This window comes from Paradesertivirga mongoliensis, assembly GCF_024436395.1.
Taxonomy (GTDB): domain Bacteria; phylum Bacteroidota; class Bacteroidia; order Sphingobacteriales; family Sphingobacteriaceae; genus Paradesertivirga; species Paradesertivirga mongoliensis.
The window spans coordinates 372,355-391,678 of the sequence record NZ_JAFMZO010000004.1; the positions used below are offsets into that span (position 1 = coordinate 372,355).

11 protein-coding genes are annotated in these 19,324 nt (G+C 44.7%); all 11 read left to right on the plus strand.

Translation table 11 applies throughout. The features are described 5' to 3' along the window. Positions 1 to 167 precede the first annotated feature (167 nt). Entirely contained in the window at positions 168 to 1,613 is a 1,446-nt protein-coding gene (locus J3P43_RS17175; protein ID WP_255904755.1) for a DUF1593 domain-containing protein, read from the plus strand. 28 nt (positions 1,614 to 1,641) lie between these two features. Beyond that, entirely contained in the window at positions 1,642 to 3,024 is a 1,383-nt protein-coding gene (locus J3P43_RS17180; protein WP_255904757.1) for a pectate lyase family protein, read from the plus strand. Between the two features lie 21 nt (positions 3,025 to 3,045). Further along, positions 3,046 to 4,473: a nucleoside hydrolase-like domain-containing protein gene (locus tag J3P43_RS17185; protein WP_255904759.1), complete on the plus strand. Its 1,428-nt coding sequence runs from the start codon at positions 3,046 to 3,048 to the stop codon at positions 4,471 to 4,473. A gap of 167 nt (positions 4,474 to 4,640) precedes the next feature. Then, on the plus strand, positions 4,641 to 5,894 hold the full coding sequence (locus J3P43_RS17190; protein ID WP_255904761.1) for a nucleoside hydrolase-like domain-containing protein: 1,254 nt from the start codon (positions 4,641 to 4,643) through the stop codon (positions 5,892 to 5,894). Positions 5,895 to 5,971: 77 nt separating this feature from the next. Beyond that, on the plus strand, positions 5,972 to 7,309 hold the full coding sequence (locus J3P43_RS17195) for a pectate lyase family protein (RefSeq protein WP_255904762.1): 1,338 nt from the start codon (positions 5,972 to 5,974) through the stop codon (positions 7,307 to 7,309). Positions 7,310 to 7,317: 8 nt separating this feature from the next. Continuing rightward, positions 7,318 to 8,748, plus strand: a complete 1,431-nt coding sequence (locus J3P43_RS17200) for a DUF1593 domain-containing protein (protein WP_255904763.1) — start codon at positions 7,318 to 7,320, stop codon at positions 8,746 to 8,748. 75 nt (positions 8,749 to 8,823) lie between these two features. Next, the gene (locus J3P43_RS17205) at positions 8,824 to 10,254 is read left to right on the plus strand and encodes a glycoside hydrolase family 88/105 protein (RefSeq protein WP_255904764.1); all 1,431 of its coding nucleotides are present in this window, start codon (positions 8,824 to 8,826) and stop codon (positions 10,252 to 10,254) included. Between the two features lie 215 nt (positions 10,255 to 10,469). Further along, positions 10,470 to 10,796 (plus strand): hypothetical protein, encoded by a 327-nt coding sequence (locus tag J3P43_RS17210; protein ID WP_255904765.1) that lies wholly within the window; start codon positions 10,470 to 10,472, stop codon positions 10,794 to 10,796. 627 nt (positions 10,797 to 11,423) lie between these two features. Beyond that, positions 11,424 to 14,540, plus strand: a complete 3,117-nt coding sequence (locus J3P43_RS17215) for a SusC/RagA family TonB-linked outer membrane protein (protein ID WP_255904766.1) — start codon at positions 11,424 to 11,426, stop codon at positions 14,538 to 14,540. A 7-nt stretch (positions 14,541 to 14,547) separates the two neighbouring features. Continuing rightward, entirely contained in the window at positions 14,548 to 16,299 is a 1,752-nt protein-coding gene (locus tag J3P43_RS17220) for a RagB/SusD family nutrient uptake outer membrane protein (RefSeq protein ID WP_255904767.1), read from the plus strand. A 23-nt stretch (positions 16,300 to 16,322) separates the two neighbouring features. Next, positions 16,323 to 19,316 (plus strand): SusC/RagA family TonB-linked outer membrane protein, encoded by a 2,994-nt coding sequence (locus J3P43_RS17225; RefSeq protein ID WP_255904768.1) that lies wholly within the window; start codon positions 16,323 to 16,325, stop codon positions 19,314 to 19,316. Positions 19,317 to 19,324 lie beyond the last annotated feature (8 nt).

Here is a 19,324-nt window from a genome sequence, read left to right on the forward strand (position 1 = left end):
CAACTGCGATATGTTTGAATAAGTGTCTATGTTTTTTACCCTTTATATTAATTCGTCATATAAAAAGTCGGTTACCTCTTTGGGGCCGGCTTTTGTTTGTTGAACCGATCTGATGCAAGATATATCATACAAGAGAAGTGTATAAACGATTTAAAATAATACATACAGTGATAAGAATTTTTATTGCTTTACTTACGATGATTTCGGTTACAGCTACGTTTGCACAGCAAAAGCCAGATAAAACACGAGTGATCGTCACTTCAGACGGAGAGATTGATGACGAATGCTCTATGGTCCGGTTTTTACTATATGCTAACGAATGGGATATTGAAGGCATCATTACCTCCAGTTCACAGTACCACTGGCAGGGACACAGGTGGGCAGGCGACGACTGGCTAAACCCCTATCTTGATGCTTATCAAAAGGTTTATCCCAACTTAATTAAACACGATAAAGGGTATCCGACACCTCAATATCTCCGCGAACGTGCAGTATTGGGAAATGTCAAAGCTCAGGGAGAGATGGATGAAATTACCGCAGGCTCTCAACTGATAGTAAAAGCATTGCTTGATAAGAGTGATCCACGCCCGGTTTGGCTACAGGCCTGGGGCGGAACCAATACCATTGCCAGGGCTTTGAAGACCATTGAGCAGGAACATCCGCAGCGTATGGCCGAAGTCGCCGGAAAGATGCGCTTTTTCTTCATTTGGGAACAGGACTCCACCTATCAATCTTACATTCGCCCTCACTGGGGCAAATATAATGTCGAAACCATTATTTCGGACCAGTTCTGGGCAGTTGCTTACCAGTGGAATAAAATATTGCCTGAAGACAAGCAAGCCTATCTCAAGGCCGACTGGATGAAAGCAAATATCCTTGAAAATCACGGTCCGTTATGTTCGCTCTATAAGTCGCACGTACCAGGAAGTCACGGCCTGGCGGGCGATACGAACTTTCAAGAGGGAGATTTTCGGTCAGAAGGCGATTCACCAGCATTTATGCATTTTATCAATACCGGTTTACGAAGTACCGAGTCGCCGTCATTTGGGGGCTGGGCGGGCCGATATATCAAAGTGCGGGAGAATACCTGGCTGGATCCGGTGCCGGAATCGGGGTATCAGTATCCCAAGGGAAGATGGTTTACAGGAACAGGCTGGGGAAGAAAATATATGCGGGAGACATATCCCAAAAATCAGGACCTGATGTACAAGTACTTTGACCCCATTGTACGCTGGGCTGACGATTTTCAGAATGATTTTGCCTCCCGGGCCGACTGGTGTGTCAAATCCTACAAAGAGGCCAATCATCCTCCGGTTGTTAAACTGAGCCATGCGCTGGATAGAAAGGCAAAGCCCGGCAGCAAAATTCAATTGAGCGCTAAAGGAACAACAGATCCGGATGGTGACAAACTGAACTATAGCTGGTGGCAGTATGAGGAAGCAGATACTTATAAAGGAGCCGTCACCATTGAGAATGCGACTCAGCAGGTTGCCTGGTTTACAGTGCCTAAAGATGTGGTTACAGGAGAAGCCATTCATATTATCTGCGAGGTAAAAGATAACGGTTCGCCGCAATTAACAAGATATCAACGCGTAATAGTGAAGGTGCAATAATTAAAAACTGAACTTTAAAGATATCCAAATGAAGAAAATCATTTTTTCAGGTCTAGTATTACTTACAGGAGTCAACAGTTTTGCCCAGCAACTTGCATTTCCCGGCGCAGAAGGGTACGGAAAGTTTACCGTCGGTGGCAGAGGGGGAAAGGTTTACGAAGTAACGAATCTAAACGACAGAGGAGAAGGAAGCTTACGGGCTGCTGTAGAAGCGTCCGGTCCGCGAACTGTTGTTTTCAGGGTGTCGGGTAATATAGAGCTCGAAAGTCCGGTAACCATTGAAAATCCATACGTTACTATTGCGGGTCAGACCGCGCCCGGCGATGGGATATGTTTGAAAAATCACCCTCTTGGTATCAATGCCGATCAGGTTATTGTCAGATACATCCGGGTACGACCCGGCGATGTATCCGGTAAGGATTACGATGCGGTTTCCAGCAGGTACACGAAGAATATCATATTGGATCATATATCAGCGAGCTGGAGTATCGACGAAGCTTTTTCGATTTACCATTGCGACAGTATTACGGTTCAATGGTGTTTGATTTCTGAAAGTTTGTACGGATCAAACCATGTAAAAGGAAGCCATGGATTCGGGGGTATTTGGGGTAGCAACTATAGCAGCTACCATCATAATTTGTTGGCACACCATAGCAGCCGTAATCCCAGGATGGCATCTGGTGCTGGCTATACCGATTATAGAAACAACGTTATTTATAACTGGGGCTATAACAGTCTGTATGGGGGCGAGGCTCAGCAAAAAGGAGCTAACCTGGGGAAGTTCAATTTTTCGACCTTTAATGTTGTGGCTAATTACTATAAACCAGGCCCGGCTACAAGAGCCGGAGAAATATCTTACCGGATTGCCAACCCAGGGGCCAGAAACGAAACCGATGACTTTGGCGAATGGTACATAGCGGATAATGTTGTGGTGGGCAATCCAGCGGTCTCGGCCAATAATTGGGAAGGAGGCGTACAAACAAAAATCTCTTTCGAAAGAATTAAACTTGATAAGCCCTGGCCATCTATGCAGATCGGTCAACAAAGCGCTGAGGGTGCGTATCAGTTAGTACTCGAAAATGCGGGAGCCACTTTACCCCGGAGAGATGCCGTCGATTCCAGAGTTGTAAGTGAAACGAAGGGCGGTTATGCTACCTATGGCGGAGGATACAAGGCGGACCAGAAAGAGGGAGCTCTCTCGGGGAAATCAGGCATTATTGATTCACAGAAAGATGTTGGCGGATGGCCTGAGTTGAAAAATTCGCCTGCACCAGAAGACACCGATCATGACGGGATGCCAGATGCATGGGAAAGTAAAAATGGCCTTAATCCAAAAAGCCCCGACGACAGAAATAAAGTAGCTGCTGATGGCTATACCATGCTGGAGAAGTTTCTTAACAGCATTAAGTAAAAGTAAGATATTGAGTTTAATATGTTAAAAATTAAAATGCGCCTTAGGCTGACTGTCATGATCCTGTTCCTCGCTGTATCTGCGAGTGCATTAGAGAAAAATCGTTTGTTTGTACTTACGGATATTGGTGGTGATCCTGATGATCGCATGTCAATGGTGCGGCTCATGACCTATGCTAATCATTTTGACATCGAGGGACTTGTCGCCACTTCCTATGGAAGCGAGTACCGGATTTCTCCGGAATATCTTCACGAAATAATAGCTAATTACGGAAAGGTTCGTGATAATCTGGAACTGCATGAAAAAGGGTATCCCACCGCAGCATATCTACGGGAGCGCATTTCACAAGGACTATCACTGGATGGAATGCAGGCCGTTGGCAAAGGGAAGGACTCTCCCGGCTCCGAACTGCTGATACGTGCTGCAGATCAAAAAGACGACCGGCTTTTATGGGTAACGGTATGGGGTGGTCCCAATGTTCTTGCTCAGGCGCTCTGGAAAGTACGAGCCACAAGATCTCCGAAGGAACTGGCTAAATTTGTGGCCAGGTTGAGGGTGTACGCCATATCAGATCAGGACGACAGCGGTCCATGGATACGTAAAGAGTTTCCTGAACTTTTCTACATTGTAACTCCGGGCGTCAATGCCGGCGGCGGTTTCCATCATGCAACATGGATCGCTATCGGCGGAGACAAATTTCATGGTCGCTTCGACGGAGCCGACTTTTCGTTGGTGACCAATGAGTGGCTCGACAGAAATATCCGTAGCAAAGGGCCGCTCGGAGCTGTTTATCCCCGTTGGGAGTTTATGATGGAGGGCGATACACCTTCGTTTTTTCATCTGATCAATAATGGTCTGAGCAATCCCGAACGTCCGGATTGGGGAGGCTGGGGCGGTCGTTATGAACTATACACACCAAGGAAAGAAAAATGGTTTTTGGAACCAGAAAGCCGCCCCATCTGGACCAACGTGCAGGATGAAGTATTAGGTAACGATGGCGAATGGCACACCAGCAATCACGCCACTATCTGGCGCTGGCGTTCTGCCTATCAAAATGATTTTGCCGCTCGTATGGATTGGACCATTAAAGCCTACGATGAAGCAAATCATCCGCCGGTTCCAAAGCTTGATCATCCAAAAGAGATAACTGCCCGTCAGGGCGAACGTGTTAACCTTAGCGCTGTTAGTTCATCCGATCCTGACGGTAATGCACTTTCTTATGAATGGTTTTGCTATGGAGAGGCAGGTACACGGGCAATGTCGAACTCTCGTACAGGTGCGGTGTTAGATATTGAGAATTTTGACCAGCCGAAAGCCTCATTCATTGTTAAAACAAACCGTGTAATGTCGCCAGGAACGGGTACCATACATGTTATTCTTGCCGTTACTGACCACGGTACGCCCCGGCTAACCCGCTATCAGCGTGTAATAGTTAATGTAGTTCCATAGCTAGCAGGAGAGATATTAACAATGTATGTAAGAATGAGGGTACAAAAGATTGAGTCTTCGGAAAATATTATGTAATTCGTAGAGAATTAACCTAATCAGCTTAAAAAGCATGCAAAACATATCCAATTATGTATAAGTATCGGTTAGTGTTGATTTTATTACTGTCCATGAGTTCATTTGCCTCGGTGGGTCAGAATCCTGTGCCGGTCAAACCCCGCATTATAGTCAGCACAGACATTGGCGGCACCGACCCCGACGACAATCAGTCGATGATCCATCTACTAATGTATAGTGATAAGTTTGATATTGAAGGTCTGGTATCTTCACCATCATACGGAGATGGCAAAAAGGAGGAAATTCTGCGCACTATCGATCTTTATGAGAAAGATCTTCCTAAAATGAAAACGCACATCAAAGGGATGGCTACTCCTGATTACCTGCGTTCAGTAACTAAACAAGGTCGTAAAGGCGGGGCTCCCTATCTCGGCTACACAACTGCAACGGAGGGTTCTAACTGGATTATTAAAAAGGCTAACGAAAAAAGTAACCGGCCGTTGTGGGTGCTCGTTTGGGGTGGCCTCGATGACTTAGCACAGGCCCTGCACGATGCTCCCGAAATTCAAAACAAGATTAAAGTGTACTGGATCGGTGGCCCCAACAAAAAATGGAGTACCAACAGTTATGCCTATATAGCACAAAACTTTTCCGCTCTTTGGTTTATAGAATCTAATGCTGCCTACAGAGGCTTTTTTTCTGCCAATTCAACGCCGGAAAAACTGAGCGGTAAAAATTATTATGCCAATTATATTCGTGGAGCAGGTTACCTGGGCAAAGACTTTAAAAACAACCGCTACGAAGGTAACGTCAAAATGGGCGATACGCCTACATTACTTTACCTGATGGACGGCGATCCGGATAATCCGATGAGGGAAAATTGGGGAGGGAGCTATGAAAAACTCAGCCGCAGTCCGAGAATAGTTTATAACCGTAATACTACCCTGGCCGATACAGTACCGGTATACTCAATAGTTGAATTCAGCTTCAAAGGGCCAGAGGTGAATATACCGGTAGATTCTGCATGTTTTACGATGGCTGTAAGCAACCAAAAATGGGATGGATTTTACCTTGGTAGCGGAAACTATGCGGTAAGGTACGCGCCAAAACAGAAGGAAACACTCACGTATAAAGTAACCTCAACCATTCCGGGCTTTCAGGAGCATAGCGGAGCATTAGTGGTAAGTAATAGCTGGCCGGGTGAGCAATATCCTACAGATTATTATTTAGGAGCTAGCTGGTTTACAGATAAGCCAGATCCCGAGTTGTTTGACGGCTTATGGCAGGGCGCCAAAACAGTGCTTAAATGGCGTAACGATGTTTTACTGGATTGGGCAAAACGCTGGAAATGGCTTGCGGAAAAATAAACGGGATTTGATTTAAATCCGGCTGCAACCGGGAAGATGCCATTGATTTTTCAATGCTAAGGGATTAAAAATTTAATATGATGAAAAGGATATTTTATGGACTTGTTTTTTCTGTGTTACTGCAATCTGTTACTGCACAGCAACTTGCTTTTCCGGGCGCCGAGGGTTTTGGTGCTTACGCGAAAGGCGGACGTAGCGGAAAGGTTATTTACGTAACCAATCTGGATGATAGTGGCCCCGGTAGTTTGCGATGGGCTGTGGATCAGGAAGGTCCGCGTACCATTGTGTTCGGAATATCCGGAACTATTGAACTTAAAAGCAGGTTGAACATCAACAGACCCTATATCACCATTGCCGGACAAACCGCACCAGGAGAGGGTATTTGCCTAAAAGGTGAGACCCTGCAGATCAATACACATGACGTCATTGTCCGGTATATCCGTGTTCGTCTGGGTGATGGTTTGCATGGGCAGGGTAGTTTGCAGGGAAAGGACGCCATTAGTATTTCGGAAGGTCATGATATAATTGTGGATCATTGTTCGGCAAGCTGGAGCCTGGATGAAATATTGTCAACGTCTACCAGGAAGCCGGATCTTACCAGGGTGACCGTACAATGGTGCTTTATCACAGAAGGCCTTAATCCGGACAACCACGGTTTTGGTTCACTGATTCGCGGAACAGGTGGGGCGAAGTATAGCTACCTTCACAATCTTTATGCGAATAACAGGGGTCGGAATCCTCGTCCCGGCAACTATGATTCTAATCCGCACGACAAGGATCCACAGGGATTGCTGCTCGATTTCAGGAACAATGTTATCTATAACTGGGGAGGAGGACATGCTGGTTATAACGCCGATAAAGTAAGTGTTACAAACCTCAATTATGTAAACAACTACCTGGTTCCCGGAGCGGATTCTAAAACCGAAGGATTTGCATATTCTGAAGGTTCGCCTTATAACCGCGGCTATTTTGCGGGGAATTATTATAATGGCAAACTTCCTGGTAACCCATGGAGTGTGGTAAATTTTCCAAAAAGCTGGACGACCGAACAAATCAGCGCTTACAAGCAGAACAAGCCATTGGGAACGGGGGCGTTGGATTCAGAAGATGCAGAGACTACATATAAACGTGTGCTTGAAAGGGGAGGAGCAATTTTACCCAAACGGGATGCTGTTGATTCCCGTATAGTGAATGATATCCGGCGCCGAACAGGGAAGATCATCAAATCTCAGAACGATGTTGGAGCCTGGCCAAAACTAAGTTCAGCGACTCCACCTGCTGATACAGACCATGATGGGATGCCTGATAAATGGGAAAAGGAGAATAGCCTTGATCCGAAAAATCCGGAAGACCGGAATAAAATAACTGAAGATGGCTACACGATGCTTGAAAAATATATTAACAGCATTCATTAACACCCATAATGATGAATAAGATTTTGGTTGTTCTGTTTACATTCGTCATCAGCGGCACGTTTGCTCAGCAGCAGGCAGTTAAGACACGTGTGATCATCACGTCCGACGGAGAGATTGACGACGAATGTTCTATGGTACGCTGCCTGCTGTATGCTAACGAGTGGGATATAGAAGGAATCGTAACTTCCAGTTCACAGTATCACTGGCGGGGCCACAAATGGGCAGGCGACGACTGGATGAATCCTTATCTGGATGCCTATGAGAAAGTATACCCTAACCTGATTAAACACGACAAAGGCTATCCTACTCCACAATACCTTCGGGAGCGAACTGTGCTTGGGAACGTAAAAACAGAGGGCGAGATGGATGAGGTAACAGCCGGTTCGCAGCTTATCGTAAAAGAGTTGCTCGACAAAAGCGACAGTCGCCCGGTTTGGCTGCAGGCTTGGGGCGGCACTAACACCATTGCCAGGGCACTCAAAACTATTGAGCAGGAACACCCGGAACGCATGGAGGAAGTTGCTGCTAAAATGCGCCTTTATTTAATCTGGGAGCAGGACTCCACCTATCAATCGTATATCCGCCCGCATTGGGGTAAATACAAGATTTTAACCATCAACTCCGACCAGTTTGAAGCAATCGCTTATCGCTGGAAAGACACTCAACCCAAAGAAATACATCGCTTTTTTGAAGGTGCATGGATGAAGGAAAATATCCTGAACAACCACGGACCGCTCTGCTCACTTTACAAAGCTCACACCAAAAGTGACAAAGGTTTTGCTGAGGGCGATTTCCGCTCGGAGGGCGATTCGCCCGCTTTCATGCACACCATAGTTACCGGCTTACGCAATCTGGAAAACCCCGATTGGGGCGGATGGGGCGGCCGTTATATTAAGGTTCGTGAAAATACATGGTATGATCCTGTGCCGGAAAAGGGGTATATATACCCTACGGGCCGCTGGTATGGAAGCAACGGATGGGGCAGAATGAGTTCAAAAAGAGGCGCCACAGCAGAAACAGATAGTAATCATCGCGCTTATTTTAAACCTATCTGGCGTTGGTCTGAGGCCTTTCAAAACGACTTTGCTGCAAGAGCAGACTGGTGTGTAAAGCCATATGAGGAAGCTAATCATGCACCTGTACTAAAGTTGCGTGGGGATTTGGATCGAAAAGCAGAGCCTAATGATAAGGTTAAATTAAACGCTAAGAAAACGAAAGATCCTGATGACGATAAGCTTAGCTACCGCTGGTGGCAATATGTTGAAGCAGACAGCTACCAGGGCGGAGTAAGCATTTCGAATGCCAATAGCAAAAAAGCTTCTTTCACCGTTCCATCCGACATTAAAAAAGGGGAGACGCTTCATATTATTTGTGAGGTAAAAGATAATGGCACGCCACAGTTGACCAGGTATCAGCGGATAGTATTAACTGCTGAATAATGGGCATGCCAATTCATAAACGATTATATTTTCCGGCTTTTTATCAATTTTAACAATCATATCTCAATAAAAATTATGAGCCCCTTTACTTATACTCACTATTCAATTTTGAAGGAAAAAAATCTCTCTGCGATAACGTGCAGACTCAAATCACTTCTAAGTTTTTTACTCCCTATTTTTCTTTCTGCCAGCTTATTCGCACAGGAGACTACTCCTGGCCGGGTACCGAGTTATCCCGTTCCGTATGAATTCCCTACTACAGACAGCATTAAAGGAGTGCTTCAGCGTGTCCGCTCGTATTATGAAGCGACAAGTCCGCAAACGATCGTCAATTCCAAAACCGGAGAAAGAATAAAAGATTTTACGTCGTTCAACCCGCTGGCAATCCCTTCCAAAGGTTTCGCAAGTGAATGGTCGTACACACACGGTGTGGTGTTGTCTGCTTTCGACTATATATCAAAGGTAACAGGCGACGAAAGCTACGCTGCCCTTAATACCAGGTTTTACAACTATGTGGTGGATAACTTGCCTTACTTTGAAAAGGCTACTACGATAAAACCGGGGGAAAAAATAGGCAGCTGGGGACGTATTCTCCATTTTGAGGCGCTCGACGATTGTGGCTCCATTGGCGCGGCGATGATCAAAACCTATCAAAGGAATAAAAACGGTAAGTATCTTCCGGTTATAAACAGGGTAGACGAGCATGTTTCCAAAAATCAGTTCCGCTTAACCGATGGAACTCTGGCTCGTAATCGTCCGCAGTATCAATCAGTTTGGGCTGATGATATGTATATGAGTGTCCCCTTCCTCACTAATATGGGAGTGTTAACAGGGAAGAAGAAGTATTTTGATGATGCCGCAAAGCAGGTGCTGCAAATGGGCGACAGATTGTATGTTCCCGGGAAAGAATTATTCGATCATGGCTGGAACCTAACTTCAGCCGCTTACGACCCACGGTTCTACTGGGGCCGTGCCAACGGCTGGTGTTTGATGGCGATGGCAGAGCTCTTAAGTGCGATGCCCAAAGATCATCAGAGCCGGGATAAGATCCTTCATCTTTACCGCTCGATGGTGCGAAGCCTAGCCAGTCTGCAGGACGGTACGGGGCACTGGCACAACCTGCTCGACAAACCCGATACTTATCTGGAAACTTCCTGCACAGCTATGTTTACTTACGCCATTGCAAAAGGCATTAATGAAGGATGGATCAGTCATGTTTATGGTCCGGTAGCGCTTACCGGCTGGAATGCAATTACCACCAAGGTTCTTCCCAATGGCGCTGTTGACGGCACCGTCGAGGGTACTACATTTGCCCACGACAATACGTACTATTACTACCGGGGAAAGAGTACGCAGGCTACACATGGGTATGGACCGGTCCTTTATGCCGGTGCCGAAATGATTCGCCTGCTACAGAATGAGAAGTTGGAGATTCTGAAAGCAAAACCAAACGCGGTTAACAGCACCTATCATTTTCTCCTGAAAAGTGAATGGCCGAAAAAGTGATGGCATACTTTGGGGCTGAATATTATGCGGTCGCAACGTTATAAAACGTTTTTTAGAAAAAGAAGGCATGGGTCCTGATGAACTGAAAAGAGCAGGCCTGGGACTGTTGGCAATGGACGAGGCTTTTGATGAGTTGGAATTCCCTAAACGTAAATGGCTTTAGGGCTGGAACGTAGGAACTCCCGGACTTCAGGGGGAGACGATTACATTAAAGAATGGAGAGAAAGATGCCTGGCCGATATGGTAAAAAGAGACAGTACCATCTTTCTGTATTTGCCTGGAGCATCGGTAACGAAGTAGATTATCCGAACGATCCTTATTCGCACCCTGTACTTGATGGGAACCGCGAAGGCGGCTTTACACAGGCCATGTATAGCGGCTACAAAAAAGATGCTTCCGATGCCATGCGTTTGGGTGATATTGCAAAGCGGCTTGCTGCAGTAGTAAGGAGATACGATACGGCCGGTAACAGCTGGCTTGGCCGGTGTAGCCATGTCGAACGAGACGGAATATCCCGGAGCACTAGATATTGCGGGCTATAGTTATACCGAGAGCCGCTACATTCAAAATCATAAACGTTATCCGAAACGTTTCGACAGTTCCTCTGGACCGGAATCTACTACCTGTGCGAGTCTGGCCGCTGGCCATCAGGCGGGTTCTATATTCAATAAGATATGGGTAAACCAAGCAATGCAGGCTCCCCGATTTGGTCATTTACAATCAGGTACTCTCTCATCGAGTCCTGAGGATAGATTGAGACCAGTCATATGAACGCGTCAGATTGCCCCAGTTGACAACCTAAATTCCAGGAGTCTGGAAATTTATCTAAAGCTTTCAGGCTGCTTATCTAAAGACTGATTTGCCATCTCGGCGATAGGTTTTGCGGATGCAGCTGAGTAATTTTCTTATCGTTTTTTAGCCCCCCCTCAATATGTGGGTTTCCCCCCTTTTGCTTCCTTACTGTTCCTATAAATTTGGATCATTAGAAATGGATTACTCAGTTCTTAACATGAGTATGAGTTCTTGAGTAGCAAAATTATTAAACCGTATTCAAACTAAACTTAATTAAAATGGAACTAATTGTAAGCAGTAGCATCTTCCACCCGGGGGTCTAAAAGATTCTCAACCTAATCAGAAACCAAATTATTGTTCAACTAACCAAGTACTAAATGAAGAAATTATTACAGAAAAAAGTTTCGCGGATTCTTGCGGTATTAACCTTATATGCTTTGATAGGAACAGACGCGTCTGCTAATGTCTTGGCCACAATGAGTTCCGCTCAGGATATTAGAATTAAGGGAACGGTAACCGATAACAATGGTGACCCCTTGATAGGAGTGAGTGTAAAAGTAGAGAACTCACAAGCCGGAACAATCACAAACGTTAACGGAGATTTTGAGTTCAGTGCTCCTGAAACAGGCATCTTGATATTCTCTTATATAGGATTTATGTCAAAAAAGATCCCGATAAATGGTAGAACCACTATCAATGTCAGCTTAGTACCCGATACCGAAAGTTTGAAAGAAGTGGTGGTGGTTGGGTACGGAACTCAAAAGAAAACTACTCTGACGGGAGCCATATCTACCATAGACAATAAACAACTCGTTCAGTCTCCGGTCGCAAATATCAGTAATTCGCTGGCAGGCAGGCTTTCCGGAATAGTAGCTGTTCAGCAAAGCGGAGAGCCCGGGCAAGACCAGTCGCGGATTAAAATCCGGGGTATCGCTACATTATCTCAGGGTTTTGAATCGGATCCTTTGGTGATAGTAGATGGAGTGGAAAGAAACATGAATCTTTTAGATCCCAATGAAATTGAGACAGTCAGCGCCCTTAAGGATGCATCGGCTACTGCGGTTTTTGGAGTGCGGGGGGCAAACGGCGTTATTATTATTACAACCAAAACTGGCAAGATAGGGAAGCCTCAGATAAGCTATTCATCGAACTTTGGTATGCAGAATCCTACCCAGCTTCCAAAACTTCTGAATAGTTATGATTACGCTACGCTTAGAAATGAAGCGCAGAAGAATATGGGACAAGCCCCTTATTTTTCATCCCAGGATCTTGAGACGTTTAAGAATGGAACGGATCCGATATTCCACCCGAATGTAAATTGGTTTGATGCGGTTTTAAAACCAAGCTCATTTCAACAGCAGCATAATTTTAATATTGGCGGGGGAGATAACAATACGAAGTACTTTATTTCTTTGGGGTATTTTGATCAAAACGGCTCATATGACGTAGGCGAGTTACAGAAAGAGTATTCTGCTAACCCCCGGTATAAACGGTATAATATCCGGTCGAACTTTGATGTCAATTTTACTAAAGACTTTTCTGCTTCGATCAAACTTGGCGGTCAGATTGCCGACGTAAATTATCCTGGAGTTCCGGCTGGCGAAATATTTTTTAGAGTGTTGAACACCAACCCTATGATGAACCCGGGAGTGGTTGATGGGAAATTGATAAGCAGTGTGGATGGTCTTCCAAGCTCTTCCGGCAATCCCCTTGGCTTCCTCGCTACAAGCGGGTACCAGAATAATTTTAATAGCACCATAAACACCAATATAGGCCTGCAGCACAAACTGGATTTCATTACCTCCGGGCTGAAAGTGAGAGGAGCCTTGGCTTACGATAGTTATTACCAACATAGAGTAAGCCGTCAAAAGTCTAGTCTTCAATACAGAATTGTGAAAGACCCTTCCGATCCAAGCCGGCCGGTGTACCTACAGGACGGTGAAGAAGCTCCCTTTGGCTTTTCAGAAGGATACAATAGATGGAGAAAAATATACAGCGAGCTGGCTACCGAATACGCACGCAGTTTCGGAGGGCATAATGTTACCGGGCTGGTATTATACAATCTGGAGAAAATCCATAATCCAGATACCTATAATGGCGTGGGGTATGAGTTTGCCGAAATTCCAAGAGCTTACATGGGGCTGGTTGGCCGGGTAACCTATAACTTCAAAAGCCGTTACCTCACCGAAATGAACATGGGATATAATGGTTCGGAAAATTTCCCCGAAAACAAGCGTTTCGGCTTTTTTCCTTCCTTCTCCCTTGGCTGGGTGCTTACAGAAGAACCCTTCATCCCGAAGAATAATATACTTTCCTTATTGAAAATTCGGGGAACCTACGGTGAGGTGGGAAATGATAGATTAGGTTCTCAGCGGTTTATGTACAGGCCCGATACTTATGTATACGGAGGTGGTTATTACTTTGGAGAGGTTGGGACTAATTACCAGTTTTATAACGGAGCAAGAGAAGGCCGCCTCGGTAACCCCGATATCACATGGGAAAGAGCGAAAAAGTCCAATATCGGTTTTGATGCAAAGTTTTTTAATGAAAAATTAAGTGTCACAGGAGACTTTTTCCGGGAGAAACGAGATAATATTCTTTGGAATCTCCAAACAGTTCCAGACCTGGTTCAGGCCACTTTGCCGGCTGCCAATATTGGAAAAGTAGACAATGAGGGCTTTGAATTTGATGCCGGATTTAATAACAGTGTCCGAAAATTAAATTACTGGGTAAAAGCAAATTATTCCTTCTCAAAAAACAAAATTGTCTATCAGGATGAGCCTCCCCGTGCCTATCCATGGTTGCAGCGAACGGGTCAGCCGGTAGGACAGTACTTTGGTTTAGTGAATGAAGGCTTTTATAATACTGCAGAAGAATTGGCGGCTGCTCCTAAATCAGCATGGACCAATCAATTGCAATTGGGCGACATCAAATACAAAGATCTCAATCTGGATGGCGTTATCAACGACAACGATATGACGGCGATCGGACATTCGACCTTCCCGCAAATCACGTACGGAATTTCCACCGGATTCGATTTTAAGGGATTTGATTTTTCTGTCCTTTTCCAGGGAGCAAGCAAGGTGTCAACTTATTTAAGTGAAATGGCTGCCTGGGCTTTTGATACAGACTGGCGGAGTGCACAATCCCGCATACATGATCGTTGGACTCCGGAGCGATATGCAGCCGGCGAAACCATCAGTTATCCGAGATTGGAGCTTTCTCCAACGCAAGGCAAGCATAATTACAGACCCTCAGATTTTTGGCTTGTTGATGGAAGTTATATACGCTTAAAAAACATGGAAGTTGCTTATCGCTTTCAGGGGAATGCCCTGAGAAGAGTTGGCGTGAAATCTTTGAGGGTTTTCACTAATGGTAACAACCTGATCACCTGGAGCAAGATCAAAAATTACGATCCTGAAGCTCCCGCGGGAAGAGGACAGTTCTACCCTCAAATGAAAGTCTACAATTTCGGAGCAAGTTTACAATTCTAAAAATATTATGAAAAGACTAAAGATAACAGCGGGAACTATGTGTTTCCTTTTATTGAGCGGATTTTTGCTTTCATGTAATAAGGATTTTCTTGAAAAGCCCTTGAGCAGTGATGTAACTATCGACACAATTTTTTCTACGAAGGTAAAAGCGGAAAGTTTTTTATGGGAAACTTATCGTACCAGCGTTCCTCAGGGCTTTCCACATGACTGGGGTGCCGATGGAAGAGAGAATCACCATGATGGAATGTACGCATCCATGTTGATGGCAGCTAGCGATGAAGGGGATGTTTATGACAGCTGGCCGAGTTCCAATGTGCATAATGTTGGTTCCTGGAGCCCAAACTACAACGCCGAGGATCAGTTTGGATATCACTATAAAGGGATTAGGAATGCTAGTCTATTTATAGAAAATATTGGCAGGGTATCAGACATCTCTGAGACTGAAAAGCAACAGATGCGGGCAGAGGCAGTCGTGCTCCGTGCGCTTCAATATTCGGAGTTATTGAAGAGATATGGTGGAATACCTTTGGTGCTTCATTCGTTGAAGGCAACAGGTAACGTAAAAATCCCCAGGAGTTCTTTTCAGGAGTGCGTCGACTTTATAGTGAAAAGCTGTGATAGTGCAGCAGCTGTTCTTCCTCAAACTTACCCCAAAGCAAGTCGTGGCAGAATTACCAGCGGAACAGCATTGGCAGTAAAAGCAAGAACGCTTTTATATGCAGCAAGCCCATTACACAATGGCACTCCTTACCTCGACGACCAAAAGAAACTAACAGGATATGGAAATTTTGACGTCCAAAGATGGCAATTGGCAGCCGACGCTAATAAGGCCGTACTCGACTGGGCCGCTGATAATGGTGTAGAGCTGGTAAAAACACATGCAGATCCTGCTATGAATTATGAGGCAGCGATAGCACAAACAGATAATTCGGAAATTATTCTTGCTAATAAAGGTGAAGGTTCATGGGGAGACTGGTGGCCTATGACTGGCCAATTTCTCATGCCAAGAGGTTTTTACGGGGGATGGTATGGCCATGGGGTAACACTTCAACATGCGCAAAAATATCAGACAACAGCAGGTGTCGATCAGGTATGGGACACTCAGGGCTCTTTTGCTGAATTTGTTCAAAAAATGCAGGAAATGGAACCTCGCTTCCAGCAATCAGTTTTTTATTCTGGTGGAAAATGGAATGATGAACTCGGCGTTCGGGAGTTTTTCAAAAGGTCGAACGGAAGCTGGACGGGCGGAGCTCCTGTCAACGGAGTTGGCTTTATGAAGAAATTCCTGACCAGAGATAGATGGGGCGATACCTATCAGCAATGGATAGTGTTTCGTCTGGCAGAATTTTATCTGAATTATGCAGAGGCGCTAAATGAAGTTACTCCAATGGCTGCCGAATCTTATTCTGCTTTAAATAAAATCAGGGAACGTGCAGGCGTGCCTCTAATTCTACCGGCCGATCCAAGATACAACTCTCAGGAAAAATTACGAGCAGCAATCAGACGTGAACGGGCCGTAGAACTCGCTTTCGAAGAGCACCGGTTTTTTGATGTGCGGCGTTGGAAGATTGCAGGAGAAGAGGGTGTTATGAAAGGCCAGATGTGGGGGCTGAATGTCTATGAACAAGCCGATGGAAGCAAAATATACAAAAAGGAGCCCTTCGAAAATAGAGTTTGGGAAGATAAAATGTATTTGTATCCAATACCACAATCAGAGATCGATAAGGGCTACGTAATCCAGACACCGGGCTGGCTTTAATATCCACAGATAAACGAAAGAAAATGAATAAAATATTTATACAATTAAATCTTGTTCTGGCCATTCTCTTAGGCTGTACCAATATAAGCAATGCCCAAATCTCTGTATCGGGTACTGTTAAGAACAAAAATGGCAGGGGCTTATCAAGTGTTAATATTGTTGATGCTAAAAATGGAACCGAATACAAAACTGATGAAACCGGGAGCTTTATAATTCAGGTGCGTGATTCTACCACATTGGTGTTTAAAAAGGCAGGCTATATTACTCAGGAGCATCTTTTTTTTCTGTCTGCAAATAAACGGGATATAGTGCTTGTAGAAGAACACGCAGGTAGAGACAAAGTGAGTGTTGCTTATGGCACTCAAAATTTTCAGCAGCTCACCTCCGCCATCTCAACAGTCGGTTCCGAAACACTTCGTAAAACTCCTGCGGCTACATTAAGCAATACACTTTACGGCAGATTGCCAGGCTTAACGGTAATGCAGACTTCTGCCGAGCCCGGATATGACGCTCCCGCCATGTTTATCAGGGGAAAGGGGACTTATCAGAATAACTCTTTGCTGATTTTTGTCGATGGCTTTGAAAGTTCCTTTGATCAATTAGCGGTAGATGAGATTGAGAGTGTTTCGGTATTAAAAGATGCCGCGGCATTGTCTTTATACGGTATTAGAGGTGCAAATGGCGCGATTCTGGTAACCACAAAAAGGGGCGGGATCGGTAAAACTAAAATAACCTTAAATGCTCGAACCGGCACCCAAGAGCCATCCAGACTTCCTCAGTCTGTAAGTGCCTATGATTATGCGCGACTTTATAATGAAGCTCTGACCAATGATAATTTAACCGGACAGTACTCAGCTGCTGCTCTCGAGGCTTATAGAACCGGATCCGACCCTAACAGATATCCGAATGTGAATTGGTACGACGAAGTTTTGCGCAAAAGTGCTCCCTTAAGTGATTATAGCTTAACCTTTCAGGGCGGAAATACAAATGCTAAATATTTTATACTGTTAGGGTATTTAAACAACCAGGGACTGTATGCTAACACTGATAAAAAGCCGGTTGCTAACTCCAATGCAAACTTCAAAAAATACAATTTTCGGTCTAATATCGATTTAACACTGAATAAAATAGTATCGGCTTCTTTTGATCTTGGCGGTCGATTGGAAGACAGGGCTTTTCCTAATTACGACGGTCCGACTTTGTGGAACAATTTAGCAAGGTACCCATCGAATATTTATCCTGTCAAGTATCCAAATCAGGCATGGGCCGGAAATGCTGTTTATACGGATAACCCTGTAGCTGCAGTGCTGGGGAGAGGTTATAGAACTTCAAACGACCGCAACTTAAACGCCACTATGCGAATTACCGAAGATCTCGGGTTTCTCCTTCAGGGCTTGAAATTTAGTCAGTTAATGTCTTTGAACAATTGGCACCGGGGAAACTACAACAGAACCAGATCGCTGTCTTATAGTGAAATGAGTGTCGTAACTAATCCGGCTGGCGAGGAATCTATCGTATATCAGAATAGGGGAAATACTAGCGACTATTCAGTAGATCGGGGAGGGAATGATCAATGGAATCGTTCAAATTTCCAGTTGGCCTTGAATTACGATAAGTTGATAAAAGAACATGGATTATCGGCTATGTTGATGTACCATCAGGACGTGCTGAAAGTTAGCGGGAATGATGTGGATTATGCCACCCAAAATATCGCAGGCCGCTTCAACTATAGTTATCAATCCAAGTATTTCACAGAACTTGGATTTTCGTATAGCGGATCTGAAAGCTTCGCCAAAGGCAACCGCTTCGGATTCTTTCCGGCACTATCAGCAGGCTGGTTGCTTAGCAATGAGAACTTTTTAAATACAAGCAAAGTTGTTGATTTCTTAAAGCTACGGGCCTCCGCCGGTCTCGTGGGGAATGACAGGTTAGCAGGCCGGAGATTTGCCTATGAGCAGGATTTCTACTATTCTGGTGGTTATAACCTCGGAGCAAATAATACGGTATGGGGAGCAATAGTTGAGGGGCCGTTGGGCAATCCGAATATAACCTTCGAAAAATCCCTGAAATACAATATGGGGGTTGATGCCACATTATTAAAGCGCCTGGATATAACTCTCGACCTGTTTTCGGAAACTCGTTCTGATATTCTCGCCACAAGCGACGGCTCTGTGCCTTCCTATGTTGGAGTGCCTACGTCATTCCAGAATTTGGGAAAAGTTAATAATCGTGGTTTCGAGCTCGACCTGAAGTTTAATAGTAAAATCAGTGATTTTAGCTATTATATCCAGGCCGGAGCTTCTATGGCGCGGAACAAAATTATAGAGATGAATGAAATCTCCCGGCCGGAAGAGTATATGAAACGGACCGGGCACGCAATAGATCAATATTTCGGACTTGAAGCACTAGGCCTTTTCAATAGTTATGATGAGATTTCGGCCAGTCCTGTTCAGTCTTTTTCACCGGTTCAGCCTGGCGACATAAGATATAAGGATCAAAATGGCGATGGCTTTATTAATGAATATGATGAAGTTTCTCTTGGTTCCAGTTCTTATCCCGAGTTAACCTACACCACCACCCTGGGAGCTAAGTTTAAGGGATTACACCTTGAACTGTTTTTTCATGGTATTACCAATCGTAATGTTTTTACCAGTGGGACTTATTTTTGGGCTCTGATAAATAATAATAACGTAACACAAAATGCTTTAAACAGGTGGACTCCGGAAAACGCTGCTAATGCCACTTATCCGAGGTTAACAACACTCCCGAATGAGAATAATTATCGGACCTCATCATTTTGGATGAAGTCAGGAAGCGTGTTACGGCTTAGAAATATTGAACTAGGCTATTCTCTTGCCCCAAACCTGCTTAAGCATCTCAGGATTTCGTCTGCAAGATTTTTTGTTTCTGGTGTGAATCTTTTTACCTGGGATAAAATCAAAACAGTTGATCCCGAAGGTATGGGAGGATATCCTCCGTTGAAATCATATAACGCCGGTCTTCAGGTTCAATTTTAATAATCGAC